The sequence below is a fragment of the Gemmatimonadota bacterium genome (genome assembly GCA_016713785.1).
Lineage (GTDB): Bacteria > Gemmatimonadota > Gemmatimonadetes > Gemmatimonadales > GWC2-71-9 > JADJOM01.
Genome location: JADJOM010000002.1, coordinates 613,097 through 634,773, shown reverse-complemented (window position 1 = coordinate 634,773; position 21,677 = coordinate 613,097). Strand labels below are relative to the sequence as shown.

Sequence of the window (21,677 nt, the reverse complement as noted above, 5' to 3'; positions counted from 1 at the left end):
CCAAGCACACTTGATCCATTGGGCGTCCGTCAGGAGCGGTGCCATCGGCCCCCGTCCGGTAGGTTTAGTCAACAAATCACCGAACACGGGTCCTATTACCACCTCTGGACGCTAGCACTTCGTACTCTTACAATCGTTGCCTACCTTGTCGCAATTATATGGTACGTCGCTGTCCTGGCAGCTGCCATACATCGTATTGCATGCGTCATTCTCACAAGCCTGTGCTCCCGCGGCCGGGCGGCTGATTCCAGCCCCCGCTCCCACCGCGATACAGGCGCCAACCACGATCAATCGACTGGCTCGCATTCTGGGCTCCAGTGCTGTCAAGGAATTCATCCTAGCATCTGGTCGACTTGCATCCTCCGCCTTCGTTGCTGCCTTTGAGGTCACAGTTGTACTGAACGTTTGTGTAGTCGCAACCCCAGCCGGAATTGTAGGTGCAGATGTTCTTCTCACAGGGTTGTGAGGTTTCAGCCCGCACTTCTACCGCAGCGCCAACGCCACCACTCAGCGCGGCACCAGCGACCACGAGCGTCCTCCATCCGATCACTCTCATCGCGATTGCTCCTTGTGAGGAGTGAAACCGTGGCGAAATCCGCGAGCGCGTCACAACATCAGCACTTGGTTGCCGAACAACCCCCTCCATGCGCGGCATTGCAGCTGTAGTGCAGGTCGCTCGACACGCAGGTCATTCCATCGCACATGTCATCCTCGCACATCGGCACCGCCCCAAGCGGTGACACGGCTCCCGCTAGCGCGCCACAAAGAGGCAGGGCGAGCGACAAGACCTTGCGCCAGGCTTCCGAATACTCGGTCACGAAGCGCAGCTTGCTTCGGAGTCGAAACATTTCACCTCCAAGTGAGAGATCTCGTCGTTAGCGGGCTAGCACGCGGTGCTCTTACACCCGAGGCCCGTCTCGCGACAGTTGTACGGCACATCACTGGGAAAGCAGTTGCCATTGGCCACGCCACATGCATCATTCTCACACGCCGAGGCTGCTGCGACGGCGACTGGGTCTAGCATCGTCCCGAAGAGGATGCCAAGAGCGACGCATGCGATCACAATCAACGATCGAACGGAACGGGAGAGTCCAAGGTCCATGGTTGTGCTCCAGGTAACGGGATCGTTGGCCGTGGGTGTCGTCGCTGGTAGACGCCTGTACTACAATGCGGCTGGCTCAGCGCGACGCGAAGGTGGGAAGCGGGTTCCCGGTTCGTGTCCACTCGGCGATTTCCCGAAGGCCAACAAAACGACCGGCCTGCCGGATACTGTCGACAGTGAAGAGCACCGGGTCGCCCGCGGCGCTTGACTTGGACACCCACCTGTAGAAGACCAGCACTTGCGGTGTCGCCGCTTGGCCGGGCAGGTGCTCCCATACGTAGGGGGCCACAGACACACCCGACCACCCACCTCCAGCGACGTACTCCGTAAATGCCCCCACCTCTCGAAGATGGGAAAGGCCAGAATGCGCGCTATGGTCAACGGAGACGGCGACTGATGCGTAGGAGATCCCTTGCGCGGTCGCGAAGTGTGTCATTCGACTCTGCGCGGTATCCAGCAAACCTGGCAGGTCACGGTGGCGACACCAGGCACAGGTGGACTTACCGATGTAGACCAGCACAAGCTGAGGACCTGCCGAGTCCTCATACACTCGCGACACCGTGCCAAGAGCGGCATTGGTGGTACCGTTGCCTCCGCGCAGCGCCCTAACCGCGAAGAAACTCGCCACGAGTGCGAGGATTCCCATGACAAGCGTGTTTCCCCATGCCCGCAGGATATCGCGCCTCATTTGTCGATCCGCCAGGTGATTTGGGGAAACAGAGCTGAGGTGAGGTAGATCGGACGTCGCCCTGTATTCGCGAGTAGAAGCGGCATCCGCGATGAGGCAGGGTACCCGCGCCCAGAATCCGGCAGGAAAAGAGTGATGACCTTTTGCGTTAAGACGCCTTCCTTGAGAAGCTCACGCGTTGTCACGGACACCTGGAGCACCCACGCCCCTGACTGAAGCCGAGTTAGCGATCGCACGCCGTGGATGTCGCCATCGGGGAGATGGGTCTCGAAGCCCTCGTTGGGCAGCTCCGTTACAGCGATCGGATTGAAGCCCTCGAGAATGGTGAGGCGAATCGTCGCACCGTCGAGTGAAAACACCCGGAATTCTCCGATCAGCCCATGCGGGGCGAAGCCGATCAGGCCGCGTGCGCTGTCGCATGCGAGAACACCCCTGGCTCCCTCGAGGTTCACCACCTCCAGCGGTGAGCGGTACACCGATCCGAAGCGCCGGACAAGGTGGCCTTGGGAGTCGTACTCTTGGATGAGCGACTCCCCTGCCATGTCGCTTCCTTGCACAATGATGAGTGAATCGACTGTGCATAGGCCGATCGGAGACGCAATAAGACTGAAGCTGGTGTCAAACGCGAAGGAATTCCCGTCTGGCCGGAACTTCTGAATCCTGCGCTGCATGTCGCCGATCAGCAGGGAGCCATCGGGACCCATCGCCATCGCCATGGGGCTGAAGAGGTCCCCAGGGCCGCGCCCTGGTCGGCCGATGTCGGCGAGGTGTGTGCCGGTTGGCGAGTAGACGTGTACCTGCGATGACTTGCGGTCTAGCAGCAATAGCCGGCCGTCTGGTGTGGGGAGCACCTGCGTAATCTCCCCCAACACCTGAGCCTCGTCGCCTTGGAGTTGCCCGATGGTTCGCCACTGCACAGAATCGGCACCGGGCTGAGGAAGCAACATGGAGTCCGACGATTGCGCCAGGAGCGCAATCGTGTCCGTGGGTTGAATCTCGCGGACAAGGAAATGGGGATCTGGGTGATGGCGCCCGGGCTGCGACTCTGGCCTTGTGCACGACGCTAGGATTGCGGTGATGATCACAAAACACTTGGAGTGTCTTCCGTGCATGAAGGGCGTCCTTACGGGATGGCGAGGGAACAAGGCTGGACCGCATCGCTGCCACAGGTGCCACTTCATCTTGCGCTGCCATTGCCCGAGACTGCATGGACCAGCGGCGGAGCACGGCGCTGGAGCGGGAGAATCGGGAGCTCCGGCGAGCCAACGAGAGCCTGCGCAAGGCGTCGACCCATCTTGCCCAAGCGGAGCTCGACCGCCGCGGGACGTGATCGTGGGGTCCTTCGAGGCCCACCGCGAGGCCTTCGGAGCCGAGCCGATCTGCACCGTGCCGCGGATCGCTTCGTGGACCTGCTACCAGCCGCAGCGGCCGCGGGCCGACCCCACGCGCCAGCCGGTCCGGGCGCAACTGGATGGGCGACTGCGGTCGGAGATCGCGCGCGACTGGCGCGCCCATTGGCAGGTCTACGGCGCCCTGGAAGAGCAGTATCACCGCACCCGGACGGCCACGGCCGGATTTGACGCACTCGAATAACCGAGTCTCCGGAGAAACCGGGGCGGATCACCGGATCTATCAATCCGGCGGCTGCATCCGCTGGGTAGCCCCCCACGGCTGGGTTGAGGTCTCCAACGCGGGTGTTACATGTCCAGCCCCATCACTGCACTTGCCGCCCCAAGTGATGATACACTAGCCAGCGCAACCAACTCACGCCATACACCCAAATCGCAATTCTGGGTCGTCCTTGCACCCGGAACTTCCTGCCCCCTTGACGCCGGGGGGGGGGGGCTATCCTACTGTGTGCCAGCCCAACCCAGCCGCGTTCGTCGCCCGCCCGGAGCCGTCCATGCCGCTCTCGCTCCTCGACCCGGTCTCTGATGAGTTCTACTGGCCGCCACGCGGCCTCATGGCGCCCCTCGGCACGATTCTCGTCGCCAGGCTGGACGGGCTCGTGGACCTCCCCTCCCCCTTGGCCGACAAGCTCTTCCATCCCTGGTGCCCCACCTGCCTGCTCCTCGCCGATGAGCGGATCCCGCTCCGCTGGCTGGACGCCCTCGCCGGGAGCCGCCGGCAATTCGGGACACTTCGCCTCACGCGGGACCAGCCCGCAACCCCGAGTGCAATCCAGTGCGCCATCCGGGACCGCACGCCCCCGACACCCGATACCCTGGTGCGCTACATCCGTCGCCGGACCGGCCGGAGCGAGCCCGTCGCCGCCCTCCTCACTTGCTTTGAACGTTCGGACCTCGCGCCGGCCCTCTCCGACAGCACCGTCGCCCGGCACCTCCGTGACTTTGGCAAGTACTCCGCCCGCGACTGGCGCGCGCTGCACCGCCTGATCCTGGCCACCAGTCGCGTGGCGACCGCCTTGGAGCGGCTGGCCCACCTCCTGGGCCTCGACCCCCGGACCCTCCGCGCAGATACCCACCGCCTGCTGGGGGACCTCTCGTCTCATGCCACCGCGTGGCCCGGCTGGGAGTGGAAGCTGGAGGCCGCGCTCCGGAGGGGCGGCTACCCACTTCGGTCCACCCCGCGCGCCACCCCGCCGACCGCCCGGCACCGCTCGGCCCCACACCAACTCGCCTGAGGGCCACGGCCCCTCGGCAGCCACGCGCCCGGACCTCGTCCATCAGACCCGGAAACGAATCGGGGCGACCACCTGGTCGCCCCCGTGTCCCGCCCAACCGCCGGACAGCAGCGCCTATTCGAGAAATGGCGCCCCATGGCGTGCCGGCTCCCACCGGCAGTCACTGGTCTCGATGGCATAGGCGGCGATCCGCGTGGTGACGCTGGAGTCCGCGACCGTCTGCGACAGCACGAACAGGCTGTCCCCTGCCAGCGCGACCACCGGGAGCGCATCACCGGTCGCAGGCACGCGCGCATCGACACACGCCTGGCCTCTCCGCAGGTCGAGCACCGACACGAACACCTCCGAGACAATCCGCCGGATTGCGGGGGCCGGGACCCGCTTGTCGAAGTGGACCAGCACGATCTCGCCGCCATGCAGCCGGCCGATGCCCCCGATCGCGGATACCCGTTCAACGATGTCCTCGAGGCCGCCACCGGCAGCTTCAAGGCTGGCGCGGACCGTTCCCCGCCTGGCGCGGCGCGGGACCGCCACGGTATCGATGCGGCCCGTTTGCCGGTCAACAATCCAGATCGGTTCGAAGGGACTCCAACCGACGATCAGCGTATCACCGTCACCACCGGCGATGGGGGTGCCGGAGAAGCGAGCCGTCTCGGGGTACCGTGCGTACTCCGTGGGCAACGGGAGCATCTCCGCGGCGGAGTCCGTCGCAAGGTCCACGGCGACGATGCCCCGTCCAGTCCCGGGATTGCGGGCGCCGAGCCAGGCGGTGTCGCGCCGCACGAGCGGCTGCGCGGACGACGGATAGCCCGGCAGGCGGATGTTGCGGAGGAACCTGGCACTGCGGCTGTCGAAGAGCAGCAGGCTCCGGTGGCCCATGTTGTAGACCGCGAGGAGGGTGTCTCCCACCTCGAAGACCGCCGCCGGCCCCTCCAGCTCACCGGGCCCGCTCCCGGGCTGGCCAAATTCCCGCTGGAACTCGCCCGTCCGCGAGAACACGCTCACGCGATTGGTCCCGATGTCGGACAGGATGAACGCGCCACCCGTCGGTTGCACCCGCATGGCCACCGGGCGCGCAAGGAAGTGGGCGCTGTCCTCGTGCAGGGTCACCGCGTGCAGCAGTCGGAGCCGGGGACCGGCATCCGCGGCGTCCCGCGGGGCGGCCTCCCGGGAGCATCCAGGCAGGATGGAGCACATGAGCAGGAGGGCCCATGTGCTCCGTTGCACGGCGAGCCGGCGACACGCCATCACGGACAGCAGTGGCAGTTGGCGCAGCACGCGGTCCAGCAATAGCCCTCGTCGGTGCTCATCTCGTTGCAGCCCGTGGTGCACGCGTTGGCGGCGCGGGTCGGACCGGTCAACAGGAGCCCGAGAACCGCCAGAAGGACCGGTACACGTGCACGTAGGGAGCTCGGGGTTGTCGTCATGGGACTCTCCGTCGGTCAAGGGTGGTCATAGGCCTGGGTACTCTCCAACGAACCCGCAGTTCCGCAGCGTTCCGCCGGCTTCACCGGATGGCAGGCCGCAGGTAGCGCGCCAGAAGCGAATCCGCGGCTCCGCTGTCGACAGACGCCGCCCCAACCAATGCACCATCGACGAACGCCAGGACGATCCCGTTCGACCCCGACGCTGCGACTACGGGGTCGACGTGGTAGACCCCAAGGCTTCGCAGCCGGTGCAGGGCGATCACCGTTCGTTCTTGCTCGGTCGGTGCCCGGGTGAGCACGAGTCCGAGGCTAGGCCGTGCGCTCTGCGTCCGTCGGATCCAACCGGCGAGTCGTCGGTTGCAGGCGAAGCATTCCCCCGGGTCCGCAGCCAGGACCAGTACCGTGTCCGGGCCCGGAGCCCAATCGGCCTCCCCGACAGCCCGCGACCCCCTGCCGGGAGCTGCACAAGCTAGAAGGGCGATCAGAAGTGCGGCGGGTCCTCGGCTGCGCGGCCGGGACGAGAAGCAAAGGGGAGTACTCAATACTGCATTCCTCGAAACAACTCTCGCGAGACCGCTGGCACCGCGCCGCCGGTCTATCGTCAACAGTGTCCCCTTGCGCGCCGCCCCGCCAGACTTCCCTGTGCCAATCTGGGCCATTGCCGCACCCGGCACTTCCTGCCGTCTTGACTATGGGGGGGGGGGGATATCGTAGTGTAAGGCATCGCGCCCAAGTCGTGGGCGCCCGTCCTCCGGAGGCTGCATGCCGCTCTCCCTCCTCGACCCGACCTCGGACGAGCAGTACTGGCCACCGCGTGGCGTCGCGGGCGCGCCACTCGGCACGATCCTCATTGCCCACCTGGACCTGCCTTCCCTCCGCGACTTCCCTGACCAGCTCGCCGACAGGCACTTCCTCCCCTGGTGCCCCACCTGCCTGCTGCTCGAGCAGCCCCGCCTCCGCCTGGACTGGACCGGGCGCCTGCTGGAAGGGTGGCGCCAGGTTGGCGTCGTGGGTGATTCCCCCACCCCGTCGGCGATCCGCGCCGCGATCCGGAGCCGCACGCCACCGACCCCCGAGACGCTTGCGCGCTATGTGATCAGGCGCACCGGCCGTGCGGAGCCGATCGCGGCGCTGATCGACTGCTTCACCCATCCGCCGGCACCGCCGGCGGTACCCCGCAGCACGCTCGCCCGGCGCCTCCGGGACTTTGGCAGCTACACCCCCCACGACTGGCGCGCACTGCATCGGCTCATTGTCGCCACCGGGCGAACGCCCTCACCCATGGAACGCGTGGCCCACGCGCTCGGTCTCGACCCGCGTACCCTGCGGGGGACCGCCCGCCGGTTCATCGGAGACCTCGCGCCCCAGGCCACGCGGTGGCCCGGCTGGGAGTGGAAGCTGGAGGCCGCGCTCCGGCAGGGCGGCTACGCACTTCGGTCCACCCCGCGCGCCACCCCGCCGACCGCCCGGCACCGCTCGGCTCCACACCAGCTCGCCTGAGGGCCACGCGCCCAGGCCTCCTCCATCGGACCCGGAAACACACCGGGGGCGACCACCTGGTCGCCCCCGTTGCCCTTCCAAACAGGACGTCTCCCCCTACTCCCCGCACCCTCCCGGCTCCAGCGCGACGGCACCCAGCGCGTTCCGCCAACAGCCCAGCGCGCTGGGCGGCGCGGGGCGCACCGATGGCGCACCAACCTCACCCCCGCCCGGCACCGGGACCCCGTACTCCGTCCAGCTGAGCCGCACCGGCACGGTGCTCACCGCCGCCAGCGCCGGCAGCGCGGTGGCCCGCAGCGTGAGCGGCGGCAGGGAATCGGCGCGCACCACCAGCCCGTGCACCCCCCGCTCCCCCAGGGTCCAGACCGCGCGCGCGTGGCCGAGCGAGTCGGTCTGGGCCTTCGCGGGGACCACGCGCCCCGAGCCCTCCCGGGGGGTGAAGCTCACGCCGGCGCCGGGCACCGGGTTGCCGTAGGCGTCCTGCACCAGCACGGTCACCGCGCTGTCGACCGCGGAGCCCGCCGGCGCGGCGAGCGCGGCCCCGCTCAGCATGGTCACAGCGGCGGGCCGACCGGGCCGGGCGGTGGCGGCAAAGGTGAGGGAATCGAGGCCCGCCGCCACCGCGTGGGCCTGGTACCGGCCAACCAGCCGCGGCAACCGCCAGGTGGAGCGCGCCAGCCCGTCCGGCCCGGTGGTCCGGGTGCGCGGGTCCACGCTCCCCTGGCCCGCCGCCACCGAGAAGCGCACCAGCGCCCCGGGCACCGCCTGGCCGTACTTGTCGTAGACGAACACCGTGAGCGCCGAGTCGAGCGGCGCGCCGACCACCCCGGCCTGCGCGCTGTCGCCCACCACCTGCAGGCCGATCGGCACCGAGCGCGGCCCGGTGGCGGCCTCGCTGCACCCCAGCGCCGCGAGGACCCCGAGCAGGGCCACCGTGGTGCGTGGGGTCAGGAGCGCGCGCGCCGAGCCGTGCATTGCCGATCCGCAGTGGAAGGGTAGAATAGGGGCATAATGGGGACGCCGCCCGTGCCCGACAAGTGACGCCGCGCCACCGGCCCGGTGCTCACCTGCCCGATCCCCGGACCGCCCCCCGACCCGCCCCACCCCACCGCCGGAGTCCCGATCGTGACCGCGTACCAGATGTTCATTAATGGAAAGTTCGTCAACGCCCGGAGCGGCAAGACCTTCAACGTCTTCGACCCGGCCACCGAGGGCGTCCTCGCCACCTGCCCCGCCGGCGAGGCCGCCGACGTCGCCGACGCGGTGGCCGCCGCCAAGGCCGCCTTCTACGGCGGCTGGAAGGCCACCAGCGCCCAGGAGCGGGGCCGCGTCCTGTTCCGCATCGCGGAGCGGATCCGCGCCCGGCGCGACGAGCTGGCCCGGATCGAGACCCTCAACTCCGGCAAGCCCATCGTCGAGTCCGAGTACGACATGGACGACTCCGCCGTCTGCTTCGAGTACTACGGCGGGCTGGCCACCAAGATCAACGGCGAGGTGATCCCCGTCCCCACCAACGCCATGGTCATGGCGGTGAAGGAGCCCATGGGCGTGGCGGGGCAGATCATCCCCTGGAACTACCCGCTCGCCATGGCCGCCTGGAAGCTCGGGCCCGCCATCGCCGCCGGCTGCACGGTGGTGATCAAGCCGGCGGAGCAGACGCCGCTGTCGCTGCTCGAGCTGGCGAAGGACTTCGAGGCCTGCGGGCTGCCGCCGGGCGTCATCAACATCGTCACCGGGATGGGCCCCGAGTGCGGCGGCCCGCTCGTGGCGCACCCCGACGTGCGGAAGATCGCCTTCACCGGCTCGGCCGAGGTGGGGAAGATCATCATGCGGAGCGCCGCCGATCAGCTCAAGCGGGTGAGCCTGGAGCTGGGCGGCAAGTCGCCCAACATCTTCTTCGCCGATGCCGACTTCGAGGCGGCCGTGGACGGCGCGCTCTTCGGGGTGTTCATCAACCAGGGCGAGGTCTGCTCCGCCGGCAGCCGGGTACTGGTGCAGCAGGACATCTACAGGAAGTTCGTCGACGCCTGCGCCGCCAAGGCGAAGACCATCAAGGTCGGCCCCGGCATCGACCGGGAGACCAAGATGGGCCCGCTGGTGAGCGCCGAGCAGCGCGACCGGGTGAAGGGCTACCTCGACATCGGGAAGAAGGAGGCCAAGGTGGCCGCCGGCGGCGGCACCCCGAAGCAGCACAGCAAGGGGTGGTACGTCGAGCCCACGATCTTCTACGACGTGGACAACGGCGCCCGCATCGCGCAGGAGGAGATCTTCGGCCCGGTGATGAGCGTCATCCCGTTCAAGGACGAGGCCCACGCCCTCGAGATCGCCAACGCCACGCCCTACGGCCTGGCCGCCGCGGTCTGGACCCGCGACATCTTCAAGGCCTTCCGGGTGACCCGCGCCCTCGAGGCCGGCATCGTCTGGGTGAACCACATGCAGCCCACCATGCTCGAGGCCCCCTGGGGCGGCTACAAGATGTCCGGCTTCGGCCGCGAGCTGGGCCACTGGGGCGTCGAGGAGTACCTCGAGACCAAGCAGATCTACATCAACCTGGATGAGGCGCCCATTGCCTGGTACTAGGGCGTAGCCGGTCGAGGCGGGAAGCGGTAAGGCGGTAGGGCGGTAGGGCGGTATCCAACCCCTACCGCCTTACCGCCTTACCGCCTTACCGCCCTACCGCCTTACCGCCCTACCGCCCTACCCGACCTTCACCTCGATCGTCCGCGGCTTGGCCTGCTCCGCCTTGGGCAGCGTCACGGTCAGCACGCCGTGGTCGAACGTGGCCTCCACCCGCGTCACGTCCACCGTGCTGGGCAGCGTGAAGCTCCGCTCGAAGGCCCCGTAGCTCCGCTCGTAGCGGTGCACCCGGGTGGACTTCTCCTCCGCCACCTGCTTCTTCTCGCCCCGCAGGGTCAGGGTCTGGTGCTCCACCGTCAGCTTCACGTCCTCCCGGGTGAGCCCGGGCAGCTCCGCCACGATCTTGAGCCCGTCGGCATCCTCGAACACGTCGGTCGGCGGCACCCACGCGGACGTCACGAGGTCACCCGCGTCGCTGGTGAAGGGCCAGCCGGTGAAGGCGGCGTCCAGCACCTGGTTGAGGCGGCGCAGTTCACTGGGGCGGCGGATCATGATGGTCATCGGTTCCTCCTGGATCAGTCGCTATGGGTTCAGCGCGGGCCGGGCACGGTACCCGGGCGGCGCGCCGGCACCAGATGCAGCCGGCGTGCCGGGCCAGACCGGGGAGAATCCGGTCAGGCTGGCAGCACTGGTGGGGGGAGCGGGGGCCGGCCCGGCAGGGCGCCGGGCCGAAGTGGCAGTCAGGCGGGGTCGGCGGCGGCGGCCCGGACCCGGGCCACCGTGGCCGCGAGCTCGGCCAGCTCGAAGGGCTTCTCCAGCACCGCGCATTCGTTGCTGGCCAGGAACTCCGCCGTCTCGGGGGTGGCGGTGTCGCCGGAGGCAAAGACCAGCCGCCCCAGCAGCTCCTGGTGCCGGGTGCGGATCCACTGGTGCACGTCGAGCCCCGAGACGCCGGGCATCTTGAGGTCGCAGATGATGAGGTCGTAGTCGCGGTCGGGGGCCACGGTCTCGAGCTTCTCAATCCCCTCCCGGCCATCGGCGGCCTCGTCCACCGTCCACCCCTGCCGCTCGAAGTAGCGCCGCAGGCTGGCGCGGACCGCGGCCTCGTCATCGATCAGCAGCACCAGCCCCGGCGCGCCGAGCGCGGCCCCGGGCGGCGACTGCGGCGCCCGGGTGATCTCCGCGGTGGCCATGCCGAGCGGCAGCCAGACGATGAACCGCGCCCCGCTCTCCGGCACCCGGTTCTCCGCCCGCAGCACGCCGCCATGCTGCTCGATGATCCCGAGCGACACCGACAGCCCGAGCCCCGTCCCCTCCCCGGTGCCGCGGGTGGTGAAGAACGGCTCGAACAGCCGTGCGAAGTGCTCGCTGGGGATGCCGGGCCCGTCGTCCTCCACCTGCATCCGGATGCCCTCCCCCTCCTTTGCCACGCTGAGGGTCACCGAGCCGCCAGGGGTGGCGCGGGCGGCGTTGTCCAGCAGGTTGGTGAGCACCTGCTCCAGCGCGGTGGCGTCGCAGACGATGGTGGGCAGCCGGGGCGCCAGCTGCACGGTGAGCCGCACCCCCTGGCGGGTGAAGTCGTTCTCCAGCGCCCGCACCGTCCGGTCCACGATGAGCGCCATCTCGGCCGGGGCGCGGCGCTCCTCCCGCCGCCGCACGAAGGTGAGCAGGTCGCGCACGATCATCCGCGCCCGCCGCGCCTGCTCCCGGATGGTGCCGAGCGGACCGGGCCCGTCTTCCGGCGGCCGCTCCGCCAGCAGCTGCTCGCTGAAGGTGAGGATCGCGGCCAGCGGGTTGTTGAGCTCGTGCGCCACGCCGCTCACCAGCCGCCCCAGCGCCTCCATCCGCAGCGACTGCGCCAGCCGCGCCTGCAGCTCGGCCCGCTCCGCCTCGCCCCGGCGCCGCTCGCTCACGTCGCGCAGCACGAAGATGTCCAGCAGCTCGCCGTCCCGCCGGTAGGTGCTGGCCGCCACCTCGAGCGGCATCTCGCGCCCCCCGGCGCCCGCCCGGTGCACCTCGAACACCGCCTGCCGCCCCGGCGTGGCGCGATGCACGTCCACCAGCCGCCGGTCGAGCGACTGCGCCGCCTCCGGCGGCAGCAGCTCCGACAGCCGCTTCCCGATCATGTCCCGCCGCTTGCCCCCCAGCAGCCGCGCGGCGCCACCGTTGGCGAGCATGATGACCCCCTGCCCATCCACCGCCAGGATCCCGTCGGTGGCGGTCTCGATCACCGCCTTGAGCCGCGCCTCGCTGTCGGCCACCGCCTGCAGCCGCTCGGCCCGCGCCTGTTCCAGGTCGCGCTGCGCATCCTCGAGCAGCGTCACCACCTGCCCGAACGCCAGCAGCAGCATGGCGCCGGTGTCGAGGAAGGAGTTGTACGTGCTGAGGAAGCCGAAGGGGCCCGTCGCCGCCCCGGACGCCGGGTCGCGGGTCCAGAAGGCCACGCCGTAGGCCAGCCACAGCACCGCCAGGAAGACGAACACCCCGCCGGTGAGCCGGGTGCCGAGGTCGCGCCGCGCAACGGGCAGCGTGAGGATCACCCCTGCCCCCGCCACGAACGCCCCGATGGCGAGCGGCTCCTGCACCATCATCACCTGGTTGAGGTCCGGCGCCCCGATCGAACTGGCGAACGCCACCACGCCGGCGCCCCCCACCCACGCCACGCGGCGCCCCGGCAGGCCCCGGCCCCGGGCAAAGAGCAGGGTGCCGTCGAGCAGCAGCACCAGGAACACCAGCTTGCCCAGGAAGTAGGTGAAGTGCAGGAAGGTGATCCCGAGCCCCGGGCTGGGCGCGCCCGGGGGCTGCACCACGTAGCCCGACTCGTAGCGGAACATCACCGCGAGCAGCGCCACCAGCAGGGCCAGCCAGGATTCGGTCCAGCGGGTGAAGTAGGGGCGGGTGCCGGCGTGGCGCGAGAGCAGATAGAACAAGGTGAGCAGCAGGGCGGTACCGCCCAGCTGCACGTAGACACCGATCTGCGAGATCAGCCCACCGAGTTCCTGGGGATCCATCTCCGGCGTGGTGAGTCAGGGGGGGGTGATGCAAGGTAGCCCCCTCCCGGCGGCAAGTCAGCGGGGGCGCTCCCGGTCGCGGGTGGCCAGCGCGGCGATGGCGTCCATCACCTGCGCGGCGAGCGCCCGCGGATCCCCTTCGCCGGCGTGGTACGCGAGCGGCGGGCCGAACCAGAGCCGGATCCGCTCCCCCCCGCGCCGCCGGCGCCGCACGATCTCCCCGATCCCGTTGGGCAGCCCGGCGATGAACACCGGCACGGTGGTCGGCGCGGCGTCCAGCATCAGGCGGCCGATCCCCGGCTGGGGCGGCAGGAAGCTGTAGGGGTCCGGGTCGCGGTTGCGGGTGCCCTCGGGGTGGAAGCCGATCAACCGGCCCTCCCCCTCCCGCGCCAGCCGCGCCAGCTCGCCCAGCGCCCACTGGTCGAAGCGCCGCTTGCCCGGCTCCCGGAAGAACGGCGGGTACATGGCCCACTGCGCCACCAGCGCGTTGAGCAGCACCCCGCCGGGCCGCTGGTAGAAGTACCGCCCCCGCACCGGAAAGCAGGTGGAGCGCCACCCCGGCAGCCGGCGGTACAGCACCGCCATCACCAGGTACAGGTCGAAGAAGCTCCGGTGGTTGGCCGCCAGCAGCAGCGGGCGGTCGCGGCGGGTGGCCGCCACATGCTCCAGGCCATGGAGGTCGAGCAGCGGACCCGCCAGCGCAGTGATCCACCGCGCCCCGAGCTGGCGCTGCCCCGCCACGCACCACCCCGCCCACGGCTGCCGGTGCATGGCGCGGGCAAGCCGCACCGCCGCCCGTTCGAAGGGCGCCAGCACGCCGAGCGGCGGCTCGGGAAGGGGGGTGGGCGATGTGTCCAATGTCATGGCCGGGCCGCGGGGACGGTGGCTATCCTGCCAGAGTATACTTGGGGCTTACCCGGGAGGCAGCGGCATGGCGCGTTGGGGAGAGCTGGCACGTCGGGGCCTGGTGGCACTGGTCGGGGCGCCGGCCATGGTGCTCGGCGCCCGCGACGGGGTGGTCATGGAACGGCTCCCGCCGTTCGAGTCCCGGCTGCTGGGCGAGAACCGCACCATCGACGTCTACCTCCCCCGCGGATACCGCGACAACGACACCGCCACCTACCCCGTGCTCTACGCCAACGACGGCCAGGACATGGAAGCGGTGGACCTGCGCGGCACCCTCGACAGCCTGCAGCGCACCGGGCGGATGGCCCCCGCGATCGTGGTCGCCATCCACGCCACCGAGCGGGTGCAGGACTACGGCACCGCCTACATCCCCAACGCCCAGGGCCTCGGCGCCCGCGCCGACCTCTACGACAAGTTCCTGCTCACCGAGCTGATGACCCTCATCGAGGCCCGCTACCGCGTGGCCACCGGCGCCGAACACACCGCCATCATGGGCTGGTCCCTCGGCGGGCTCTCGGCCTTCGACATGGCCTGGCGGCACCCCGACCGGTTCCGCACCGTGGGCGTCTTCTCCGGCTCCTTCTGGTGGCGCACCGACGACGCCTCCACCGAGTCCAGGCAGACCAGCCGGATCATGCACCGCCGGGTCAAGGAGACGCCCGGGCACCCCCGCCTCCGCATGTGGTTCGAGACCGGCAGCCAGGACGAGCAGGCCGACCGCGACCAGGACGGCGTCATCGACGCCATCCAGGACACCGAGGAGCTGGTGACCCTCCTCGAGCGGAAGGGCTACCGCCGCGGGCTCGACATGGTGCACCTGACGATCGAGGGGAAGCACGACCTCCCCACCTGGAAGCGCATCCTCCCCGAGTGGCTGGTGTGGGCCTTTCCCGTCTCGTCCTGATCGGAGGGGGGCACGCCCACCTCTTCGTGCTGGAGGCGCTGGCCCGCGGCCGGCTCGCCCCCGCGGAGACGGTGCTGGTCTCCGCCCAGCCGCGGCAGCTCTACTCCGGCATGCTCCCCGGCTGGCTGGGCGGGCAATACACCGAGGACCAGGTCAGCCTCGACCTGGCGCCCATCGCGGCGGCCGCGGGCGCGCGCCTGGTGGTGGCCCGCGCCACCCGCATCGACGGCTTTGCCCGGAGCGTGGCCCTCGATGACGGCACCACCCTGCCCTACGACGTGGCCTCGGTGGCCATCGGCGGGCAGGCGGCGGGGCTCGGGCTCCCCGGCGTCATGGAGCACGCGCTCCGGCTCAAGCCGGTGCAGCGCGCGCTCGAGATCGGGCCCGCGCTGGAGCGCGCCGCCGCCAGCCCTGGCCCCGAGACGCTGCAGGTGGCGGTGGTGGGTGGCGGCGCGGCGGGGGTGGAGCTGGCGCTCGCGGTGCGGGCCCGGCTCGACCGGCTCGAGGCCAGCCGCGCGGTGATCACCCTCTACGACGCGAGCCACGCCCTGGTGCGCGACCGCGGTCCCGCCGTGGCCGAGAAGGCGGAGGCGGTGCTCAAGGAGCACGACATCACCCTGCGGCTCTCCACCCGGGTGGAGGGGCTCGGCCCGGGACACCTGGTGGTGGGCGGCGGCCGCATCGTCGCCGCCGACCTGGTGCTCTGGGCCACCGGCACCGAGGCGCCGCCGCTCTTCCGCGACAGCGGGCTCCCCACCGACGCCCGCGGCTTCCTCTCGGTGGACGACGCCCTCGCCGTGCCCGGCTGCCCCGGCCTCTTCGGCGCCGGCGACGCGGTGACCCTGCTCTCCGCGCCGCGGCTCCCCCGGGCCGGCGTCTACGCCGTGCGCATGGGCCCGGTGCTCGCGCGCAACCTCGGCGCCGCGCTCGAGGGGGCCGGCCGCTTCCGCAGCTTCAAGCCCCAGGCGGAATTCCTGGCCCTGCTCAACACCGGCGACGGCCGCGCCCTCGGCTCGTGGCGCGGGCTCGCGGTGCACAACGGCGCCGCCATGGCGCTCAAGGACCGGATCGACCGCCGGTTCATTGCCCGCTTCAGCCGCCTCGCGCCGCCGCACACGGCGTAGGCCCCACCGGGCTGCAACCCTCGCGGCTTCCCTTACGTCCTAGTGTCGGCGGCCCCGCCGGGGCATGTTGCACGCTGGCACGGGCCGTCGCTGTCCTGTACCATCATCTCCTGCACCCCGTCTCCCGTCCCTCCCGCCTTGGAGTGCATTGTGGAACGCCGTGACTTCCTGCAGATGACCGGGCTGGCCGCCGGCGCGCTGCTCGTCCCGCCGCATGCGCGGCCCTGGTCGGGGTCGCTGACCCCGATCCCGGGCACCGATCGCAAGCAGCTGGCCGACGCCGCGCTCGAGGCGGCGCGCAGCCGCGGCGCCAGCTACGCCGACGTGCGGATCAGCCGCTACCTGAACCAGTTCATCAACGGGCGCGAGACCAAGATCCAGAACGTGGTCAGCACCGAGTCCTTCGGGGTCGGGATCCGGGTGATCGCCGACGGGACCTGGGGCTTCGCGGCCACGCAGGACGTCACCATCGAGGGGGTGCGCCGCGCCGCGATGCAGGCGGTGGCGATCGCCAAGGCCAACAGCCGGCTGCAGACCGAGCCGGTGCGCCTGGCGCCGCAGCGGGGGCACGGCGAGGTGAGCTGGAAGACGCCGATCGGCAAGAACGCCTTCGAGATCTCCATCCAGGAGAAGGCCGACCTGCTCACCGCCGTCGGCGACGCGGCCCTCAAGGCCGGCGCCAGCTACATCTTCACCGGGCTCTTCCTGGTGAACGAGCAGAAGTACTTCGCCTCGACCGACGGCAGCTACATCGACCAGGACGTGCACCGCACCTGGCCCAACTTCCAGGTGACGGTGGTCGACCAGGCCACCGGCAAGTTCGAGACCCGCGACGCCCTCTCCTCCCCGGTGGGCATGGGCTGGGAGTACCTGGCCGGCCGGGCCGCCGACAAGGTGAAGACCCCGGGCGGCGCGCTGGTCTACGGCGACAGCTACGACATGCTCGAGGACGCCCGCCTCGCCGCCACGCAGGCCAGGGAGAAGCAGGGCGCCAAGTCGGTCGAGGCCGGCAAGTGGGACCTGGTGCTCGACCCCTCGCATACCTGGCTCACCATCCACGAGTCGGTGGGCCACCCGCTGGAGCTCGACCGGGTGCTCGGCTACGAGGCCAACTACGCCGGCACCAGCTTCGCCACGCTCGACAAGTGGAAGACGAAGAGCTTCAAGTACGGCAGCCCGATGGTCAACTTCGTGGCCGACAAGGTGCAGCCCGGCTCGCTCGGCGCCGTGGGGTATGACGACGAGGGTGTGAAGACCCGCGAGTGGGACCTGGTGAAGGACGGCATCCTGGTGGGCTACGAGGCCATCCGCGACCAGGTGCACATCCTGGGCGAGAACGCCAGCCACGGCTGCTGCTACGGCGACAGCTGGAGCTCCATCCAGTTCCAGCGCATGCCCAACGTCTCCCTCCGCCCGGGCACGAAGCAGCTCACCCCGGCGCAGATGGTGGCGGGGGTCGAGAAGGGGATCTTCATCGTCGGCGACGGCTCGTACTCGATCGACCAGCAGCGCTACAACTTCCAGTTCGGCGGGCAGCTCTTCTACGAGATCCGCAAGGGCAAGATCGTCGGCATGCTGCGCGACGTGGCCTACCAGTCCAACACCCAGGAGTTCTGGAACGCGGTGGCCGCCATCTGCGACCGGCGCGACTACCGGCTGGGCGGCTCCTTCTTCGACGGGAAGGGCCAGCCGCCGCAGGTGAGCGCCGTCTCGCACGGCGCCGCCACGGTGCGGGTGAACGGGGTCAACGTGATCAACACCGCTCGGAAGATCGGATAACCGCCATGCCCGAACTCAACGAATCCGAGGCCCGCGCCCTGCTGCAGCAGGCCCTCACGCTCTCCCGCGCGGAGAGCTGCGAGATCAACATCGGCGGCAACAGCGGCGGCAACGTGCGCTACGCCCGGAACACCGTCTCCACCGCCGGCTACACCGAGGACCTGACGCTGGTGGTGAGCAGCTCCTTCGGGAAGAAGAACGGCACCGCCACCGCCAACCAGTTCGACGCCGCGACGATCGAGCGCACCGTGCGCGCCGCCGAGGCGCTGGCGCGGCTGGCGCCCGACGACCCGGAGTACATGCCGCCACTGGCGCAGCAGCCCTACACCCCGGTGCCCGGCGCCTACGTGGAGGGCACCGCGAAGCTCACCCCCGAGTACCGGGCCCAGGCGGCCGAGGCGAGCATCGTCCCGGCGCGGGCGCGGGGCTGCGTGGCGGCGGGCTTCCTGCAGGACGGCGGCGGCTGGCAGGCCATGGCCAACAGCGCCGGGCTCTTCGCCTACCACCGCTCCACCAATCTCAACTTCTCGGTGACCATGCGCACCGAGGACGGCACCGGCTCCGGCTACGTGGAGCGCGACGTCAACGACGCCGCGAAGTTCGACAGCGGCGCGTCGTCGGCCATCGCCATCGAGAAGGCCGTGGCCAGCCGCGAGGCCAAGGCCATCGAGCCCGGCAAGTACACCGTGATCCTCGAGCCCCTGGCCGCGGTGGACATGGTGCAGCCGCTGCTCTTCTCGCTCAACGCCCGCCAGGCCGACGAGGGCCGCAGCCCCCTTTCCCGGCAGGGGGGCGGCACCCGCCTCGGCGAGCAGCTGGTGGACCCGGCGGTGAGCATCTGGTCCGATCCCTGGCACGCCGACGTCCCCGCGGCGCCGTGGGGCGGCGACGGGCGCGCCCAGCAGAAGACCAGCTGGATCGACAAGGGCGTGGTGCAGAACCTCTTCTACTCCCGCTACTGGGCCGAGAAGCAGGGCAAGCCCGCCACCCCCGGCCCCGCCAACTTCCTGATGGCCGGCGGCTCCGCCTCGCTCGAAGAGCTCATCCGCGACACCGCGCGCGGCGTGCTGGTCACCCGGTTCTGGTACATCCGCTTCGTCGACCCGCAGACCCTGCTGCTCACCGGGCTCACCCGCGACGGCACGTTCTACGTGGAGGATGGCAAGATCAAGCACGCCATCAAGAACTTCCGCTTCAACGAGTCGCCCATCATCATGCTCAACAACGTGGACGCCCTGGGCCGGCCGGTGCGCATGCAGGGCAACCTGGTGCCGCCGATGCGGGTGCGGGACTTCACGTTCACCAGCCTGTCGGACGCCGTGTAGACGGGAGCGCGGTAGGGCGGTAGGGCGGCAGGGCGGCATGCGCCCTACCGCCCTACCGCCGTTACCGACGTACCGCTCCATGCCCCGCTTCACCTTCACCCGGCTGCAGTACACCTCCGGTAACTGGGACGTGGACCAGCGCATGCCCGCCAACCTGCTGCACTCGCTGGCGGAGTACACCACCATCGACCTGGACCCCCGGGAGCGGGTGGTGCCGCTGGCCAGCACCGGGGTGTTCGATGCCCGCTTTGCCTACCTGGCGGGCCACCGGCTGGTGGAGTTCACCCGGGCGGAGCGGGACAACTTCGCCCGCTTTGTCCGCGGCGGCGGCTTCGTGCTGGCCGACGACTGCAACCACGACGTGGACGGGCTCTTCGCCCGCTCGTTCGAGGCCCAGATGGCCGACCTCTTCGGGCCCGACGCGCTGCGGAAGCTCCCCAACGACCACGAGCTCTACCGCGCCTTCTTCGCGTTCCCCGACGGGCCGCCCACCACCGGCCTCGAGCTCAACGGCTGGGGCGACGACCTGGTGCACGACTACCTCAAGGCCATCGTCCTCGACGGCCGCATCGCCGTGCTCTACAGCAACAAGGACTACGGCTGCGAGTGGGACTACGACTTCCGCAACAAGCGCTTCCTCGCGGTGGACAACACCCGCTTCGGCGTGAATGTCGTGACGTACGCGATGCTGGCGTAGGGCGGTAGGGCGGTAGGGCCGTTCGAGGGCGATATTCCGTTTCCCGTTTCCCGTTTCCCGCTTCCCGCTTCCCGCTTCCCTTTTCCCTTTTCCCTCTTCCCCTTTCCCCCATGACCACCCCCGACCACCTCACCCGGACCCTGGCCCGCCTCCGCGCCGAAGTGGGCAAGGTCATCGTCGGCCAGGACACCGTGGTCGAGGAGCTGCTGCTCGCGATCCTGGCCGGCGGCCACGCGCTGCTCGAGGGCGTCCCCGGCCTCGCCAAGACGCTGCTGGTGCGCACCCTCGCCGACGCCACGGGGCTGAGCTTCCGTCGCATCCAGTTCACCCCCGACCTCATGCCCTCCGACATCCTGGGCACCGAGGTGCTGGAGGAGGACCACGCCACCGGGCGGCGGTTCTTCAAGTTCAACCAGGGGCCGGTGTTCGCGCAGATGGTCCTGGCCGACGAGATCAACCGCACCCCGCCCAAGACCCAGGCCGCGCTGCTCGAGGCCATGCAGGAGGGCGCCGTCACCTACGCCGGCACCACCCACGCCCTCGAGCGGCCGTTCTTCGTGCTGGCCACCCAGAACCCCATCGAGCAGACCGGCACCTATCCCCTCCCCGAGGCACAGCTCGACCGCTTCCTGCTCTACATCCGGGTGGGCTACCCCACCCTGGCCGATGAGCGCGCGGTGCTGGCCCGCACCACCGGCGCCGCCCTCCCGCGGCCGCAGGCGGTGGCCGGCGCCGCCGACATCCTCGCCGCGCAGGCGCTGGTGCGCGAGGTGACGGTGTCCGACGCGCTGCTCGACTACGCCACCCGGCTGGTGCGCGCCTCGCGCCCCGCCGACACCGACGTGGCCTACGTGAAGGAGTGGGTGCGCTGGGGCGCCGGCCCCCGCGCCGGCCAGGGAATCATCCTCGCCGGCAAGGCGCGGGCGCTGCTGCACGGCCGCTTCGCCGCCACCCTGGACGACCTCCGCGCCGTGGCCGCGCCGGTGCTGCGCCACCGGGTGCTGGTGAACTTCCGCGCCGAGGGCGAGGGCGTGACCCCCGACGACGTGACCGGCGCGCTGCTCACCCAGGTACCCGCGCCGAAGAGCCCGCTCGGGTGAACCGCTTCGTCACCGCGCGCACCCTGGCGCTGGTGCGCGACCTCGAGCTCGCCGCCCGCATGGCGGTGGACGGCACCATGCTCGGCCGCCACACCAGCCGCCGCGCCGGCGCCGGCCTCGAGTTCAGCCAGTACCGCAGCTACCAGCCCGGCGACGACCCCCGCCGCATCGACTGGAAGCTGCTGGGCCGCTCCGACCGCTACTTCGTGCGCGAGGCCGAGGCCGAGACCAGCCTCACCGTGCGGCTGCTGCTCGACGCCACCGGCTCCATGGCGCACCAGGAAGACGGCGTGAGCAAGCTCGACTACGCCCGCTTCCTCGCCGCCGCCCTCGCGCTCCTGGCCCAGCGCCAGGGCGATGCCGTGGGGCTCTACGTCCTGGGCGGGGGCGCCGTGGACCCGCTCCCGCCACGCCGCGAGCTCACCCACCTGCACCGCCTGCTGCACCGGCTCGAAGCCATCACCCCCGCCGGCGCCTGGCCGGAGTGGCCCGCGCTCGAGCGCGCCCTCGCCCCCGGCACCGCGCGCGGGATCACCGTGCTCCTCGGCGACCTGCACGAGCGCACCGACGAGGTCCGCGCCGCCGCCCGCCGCCTGGCCGGCGCCCGCCACGACGTGGTCTGCTTCCAGGTGCTGGGCGACCGGGAGCGCGCCTTCGGCTATCATGGCGCCGTCACCCTGGAAGACCTCGAGACCGGCGCCCGCCTGGACCTCGACGCCGACCAGGCCCGCGCCACCGCGGTGGTGCGGCTCGACGCCGCGCTCGGCGGCCTGCGCCGCGACCTCGAGGAGCGCGGCGCCGCGCTGGTCGAGTGCATGCTGGCCGAGCCGTTCGAGGCGCCGCTCCGCGCCTACCTGGCCCGCCGCCAGCGGCTGCCCTAGGGCCCCGTCGGC

Annotated in this window: 17 protein-coding genes and 1 other annotated feature; of the genes, 11 read left to right on the top strand and 6 right to left on the bottom strand. The window is 70.4% G+C overall.

The features are described 5' to 3' along the window. Window positions 1–1,786: 1,786 nt before the first annotated feature. Complete coding sequence (locus tag IPJ95_07160) at window positions 1,787–2,506, bottom strand: hypothetical protein (GenBank protein ID MBK7923401.1); 720 nt, start codon at window positions 2,504–2,506, stop codon at window positions 1,787–1,789. A gap of 571 nt (window positions 2,507–3,077) precedes the next feature. Beyond that, window positions 3,078–3,194 (top strand) — a sequence feature (AL1L pseudoknot). On the opposite strand from IPJ95_07160, the gene IPJ95_07155 reads away from it, so the two are divergent. Both IPJ95_07155 and IPJ95_07150 read left to right on the top strand, forming a co-directional pair. Next, complete coding sequence (locus IPJ95_07155) at window positions 3,123–3,383, top strand: hypothetical protein (protein ID MBK7923400.1); 261 nt, start codon at window positions 3,123–3,125, stop codon at window positions 3,381–3,383. (Overlaps the previous feature by 72 nt.) Before the next feature lie 310 nt (window positions 3,384–3,693). Continuing rightward, entirely contained in the window at window positions 3,694–4,434 is a 741-nt protein-coding gene (locus IPJ95_07150; protein MBK7923399.1) for a hypothetical protein, read from the top strand. A gap of 114 nt (window positions 4,435–4,548) precedes the next feature. Here IPJ95_07150 and IPJ95_07145 read toward each other — a convergent pair whose 3' ends face one another. Then, on the bottom strand, window positions 4,549–5,544 hold the full coding sequence (locus IPJ95_07145) for a hypothetical protein (protein MBK7923398.1): 996 nt from the start codon (window positions 5,542–5,544) through the stop codon (window positions 4,549–4,551). A 1,079-nt stretch (window positions 5,545–6,623) separates the two neighbouring features. Here IPJ95_07145 and IPJ95_07140 point away from each other — a divergent pair. Then, a complete protein-coding gene (locus tag IPJ95_07140) occupies window positions 6,624–7,361 on the top strand; it encodes a hypothetical protein (protein ID MBK7923397.1) in 738 nt (245 codons plus the stop codon). Window positions 7,362–7,457: 96 nt separating this feature from the next. Here IPJ95_07140 and IPJ95_07135 read toward each other — a convergent pair whose 3' ends face one another. After that, entirely contained in the window at window positions 7,458–8,336 is an 879-nt protein-coding gene (locus IPJ95_07135) for an Ig-like domain-containing protein (protein MBK7923396.1), read from the bottom strand. Window positions 8,337–8,486: 150 nt separating this feature from the next. Here IPJ95_07135 and IPJ95_07130 point away from each other — a divergent pair, with 150 nt between their 5' ends. Further along, on the top strand, window positions 8,487–9,941 hold the full coding sequence (locus IPJ95_07130) for an aldehyde dehydrogenase family protein (GenBank protein MBK7923395.1): 1,455 nt from the start codon (window positions 8,487–8,489) through the stop codon (window positions 9,939–9,941). A gap of 117 nt (window positions 9,942–10,058) precedes the next feature. Here IPJ95_07130 and IPJ95_07125 read toward each other — a convergent pair whose 3' ends face one another. From IPJ95_07125 to IPJ95_07115, 3 genes are all read right to left on the bottom strand, one after another. After that, complete coding sequence (locus tag IPJ95_07125; GenBank protein ID MBK7923394.1) at window positions 10,059–10,499, bottom strand: Hsp20/alpha crystallin family protein; 441 nt, start codon at window positions 10,497–10,499, stop codon at window positions 10,059–10,061. A 179-nt stretch (window positions 10,500–10,678) separates the two neighbouring features. After that, window positions 10,679–12,949 (bottom strand): response regulator, encoded by a 2,271-nt coding sequence (locus tag IPJ95_07120; GenBank protein MBK7923393.1) that lies wholly within the window; start codon window positions 12,947–12,949, stop codon window positions 10,679–10,681. 57 nt (window positions 12,950–13,006) lie between these two features. Continuing rightward, window positions 13,007–13,813, bottom strand: coding sequence for a 1-acyl-sn-glycerol-3-phosphate acyltransferase (locus IPJ95_07115; protein ID MBK7923392.1), 807 nt, complete (start codon window positions 13,811–13,813; stop codon window positions 13,007–13,009). A 67-nt stretch (window positions 13,814–13,880) separates the two neighbouring features. Here IPJ95_07115 and IPJ95_07110 point away from each other — a divergent pair, with 67 nt between their 5' ends. The 7 genes from IPJ95_07110 to IPJ95_07080 all read left to right on the top strand — a co-directional run bounded on the left by IPJ95_07110 (window position 13,881) and on the right by IPJ95_07080 (window position 21,665). Then, the gene (locus IPJ95_07110) at window positions 13,881–14,759 is read left to right on the top strand and encodes an esterase family protein (protein MBK7923391.1); all 879 of its coding nucleotides are present in this window, start codon (window positions 13,881–13,883) and stop codon (window positions 14,757–14,759) included. Then, window positions 14,735–15,883, top strand: coding sequence for an FAD-dependent oxidoreductase (locus IPJ95_07105; protein ID MBK7923390.1), 1,149 nt, complete (start codon window positions 14,735–14,737; stop codon window positions 15,881–15,883). Before IPJ95_07110 ends, IPJ95_07105 begins: the two co-directional genes overlap by 25 nt. Window positions 15,884–16,033: 150 nt before the next feature. Continuing rightward, a complete protein-coding gene (locus IPJ95_07100) occupies window positions 16,034–17,662 on the top strand; it encodes a TldD/PmbA family protein (GenBank protein MBK7923389.1) in 1,629 nt (542 codons plus the stop codon). A 5-nt stretch (window positions 17,663–17,667) separates the two neighbouring features. Continuing rightward, window positions 17,668–18,987 (top strand): TldD/PmbA family protein, encoded by a 1,320-nt coding sequence (locus IPJ95_07095; protein MBK7923388.1) that lies wholly within the window; start codon window positions 17,668–17,670, stop codon window positions 18,985–18,987. Between the two features lie 79 nt (window positions 18,988–19,066). Then, on the top strand, window positions 19,067–19,684 hold the full coding sequence (locus IPJ95_07090) for a DUF4159 domain-containing protein (GenBank protein ID MBK7923387.1): 618 nt from the start codon (window positions 19,067–19,069) through the stop codon (window positions 19,682–19,684). Window positions 19,685–19,794: 110 nt separating this feature from the next. Beyond that, entirely contained in the window at window positions 19,795–20,784 is a 990-nt protein-coding gene (locus IPJ95_07085; GenBank protein MBK7923386.1) for a MoxR family ATPase, read from the top strand. Beyond that, complete coding sequence (locus IPJ95_07080; GenBank protein ID MBK7923385.1) at window positions 20,781–21,665, top strand: DUF58 domain-containing protein; 885 nt, start codon at window positions 20,781–20,783, stop codon at window positions 21,663–21,665. Before IPJ95_07085 ends, IPJ95_07080 begins: the two co-directional genes overlap by 4 nt. Window positions 21,666–21,677: the final 12 nt, after the last annotated feature.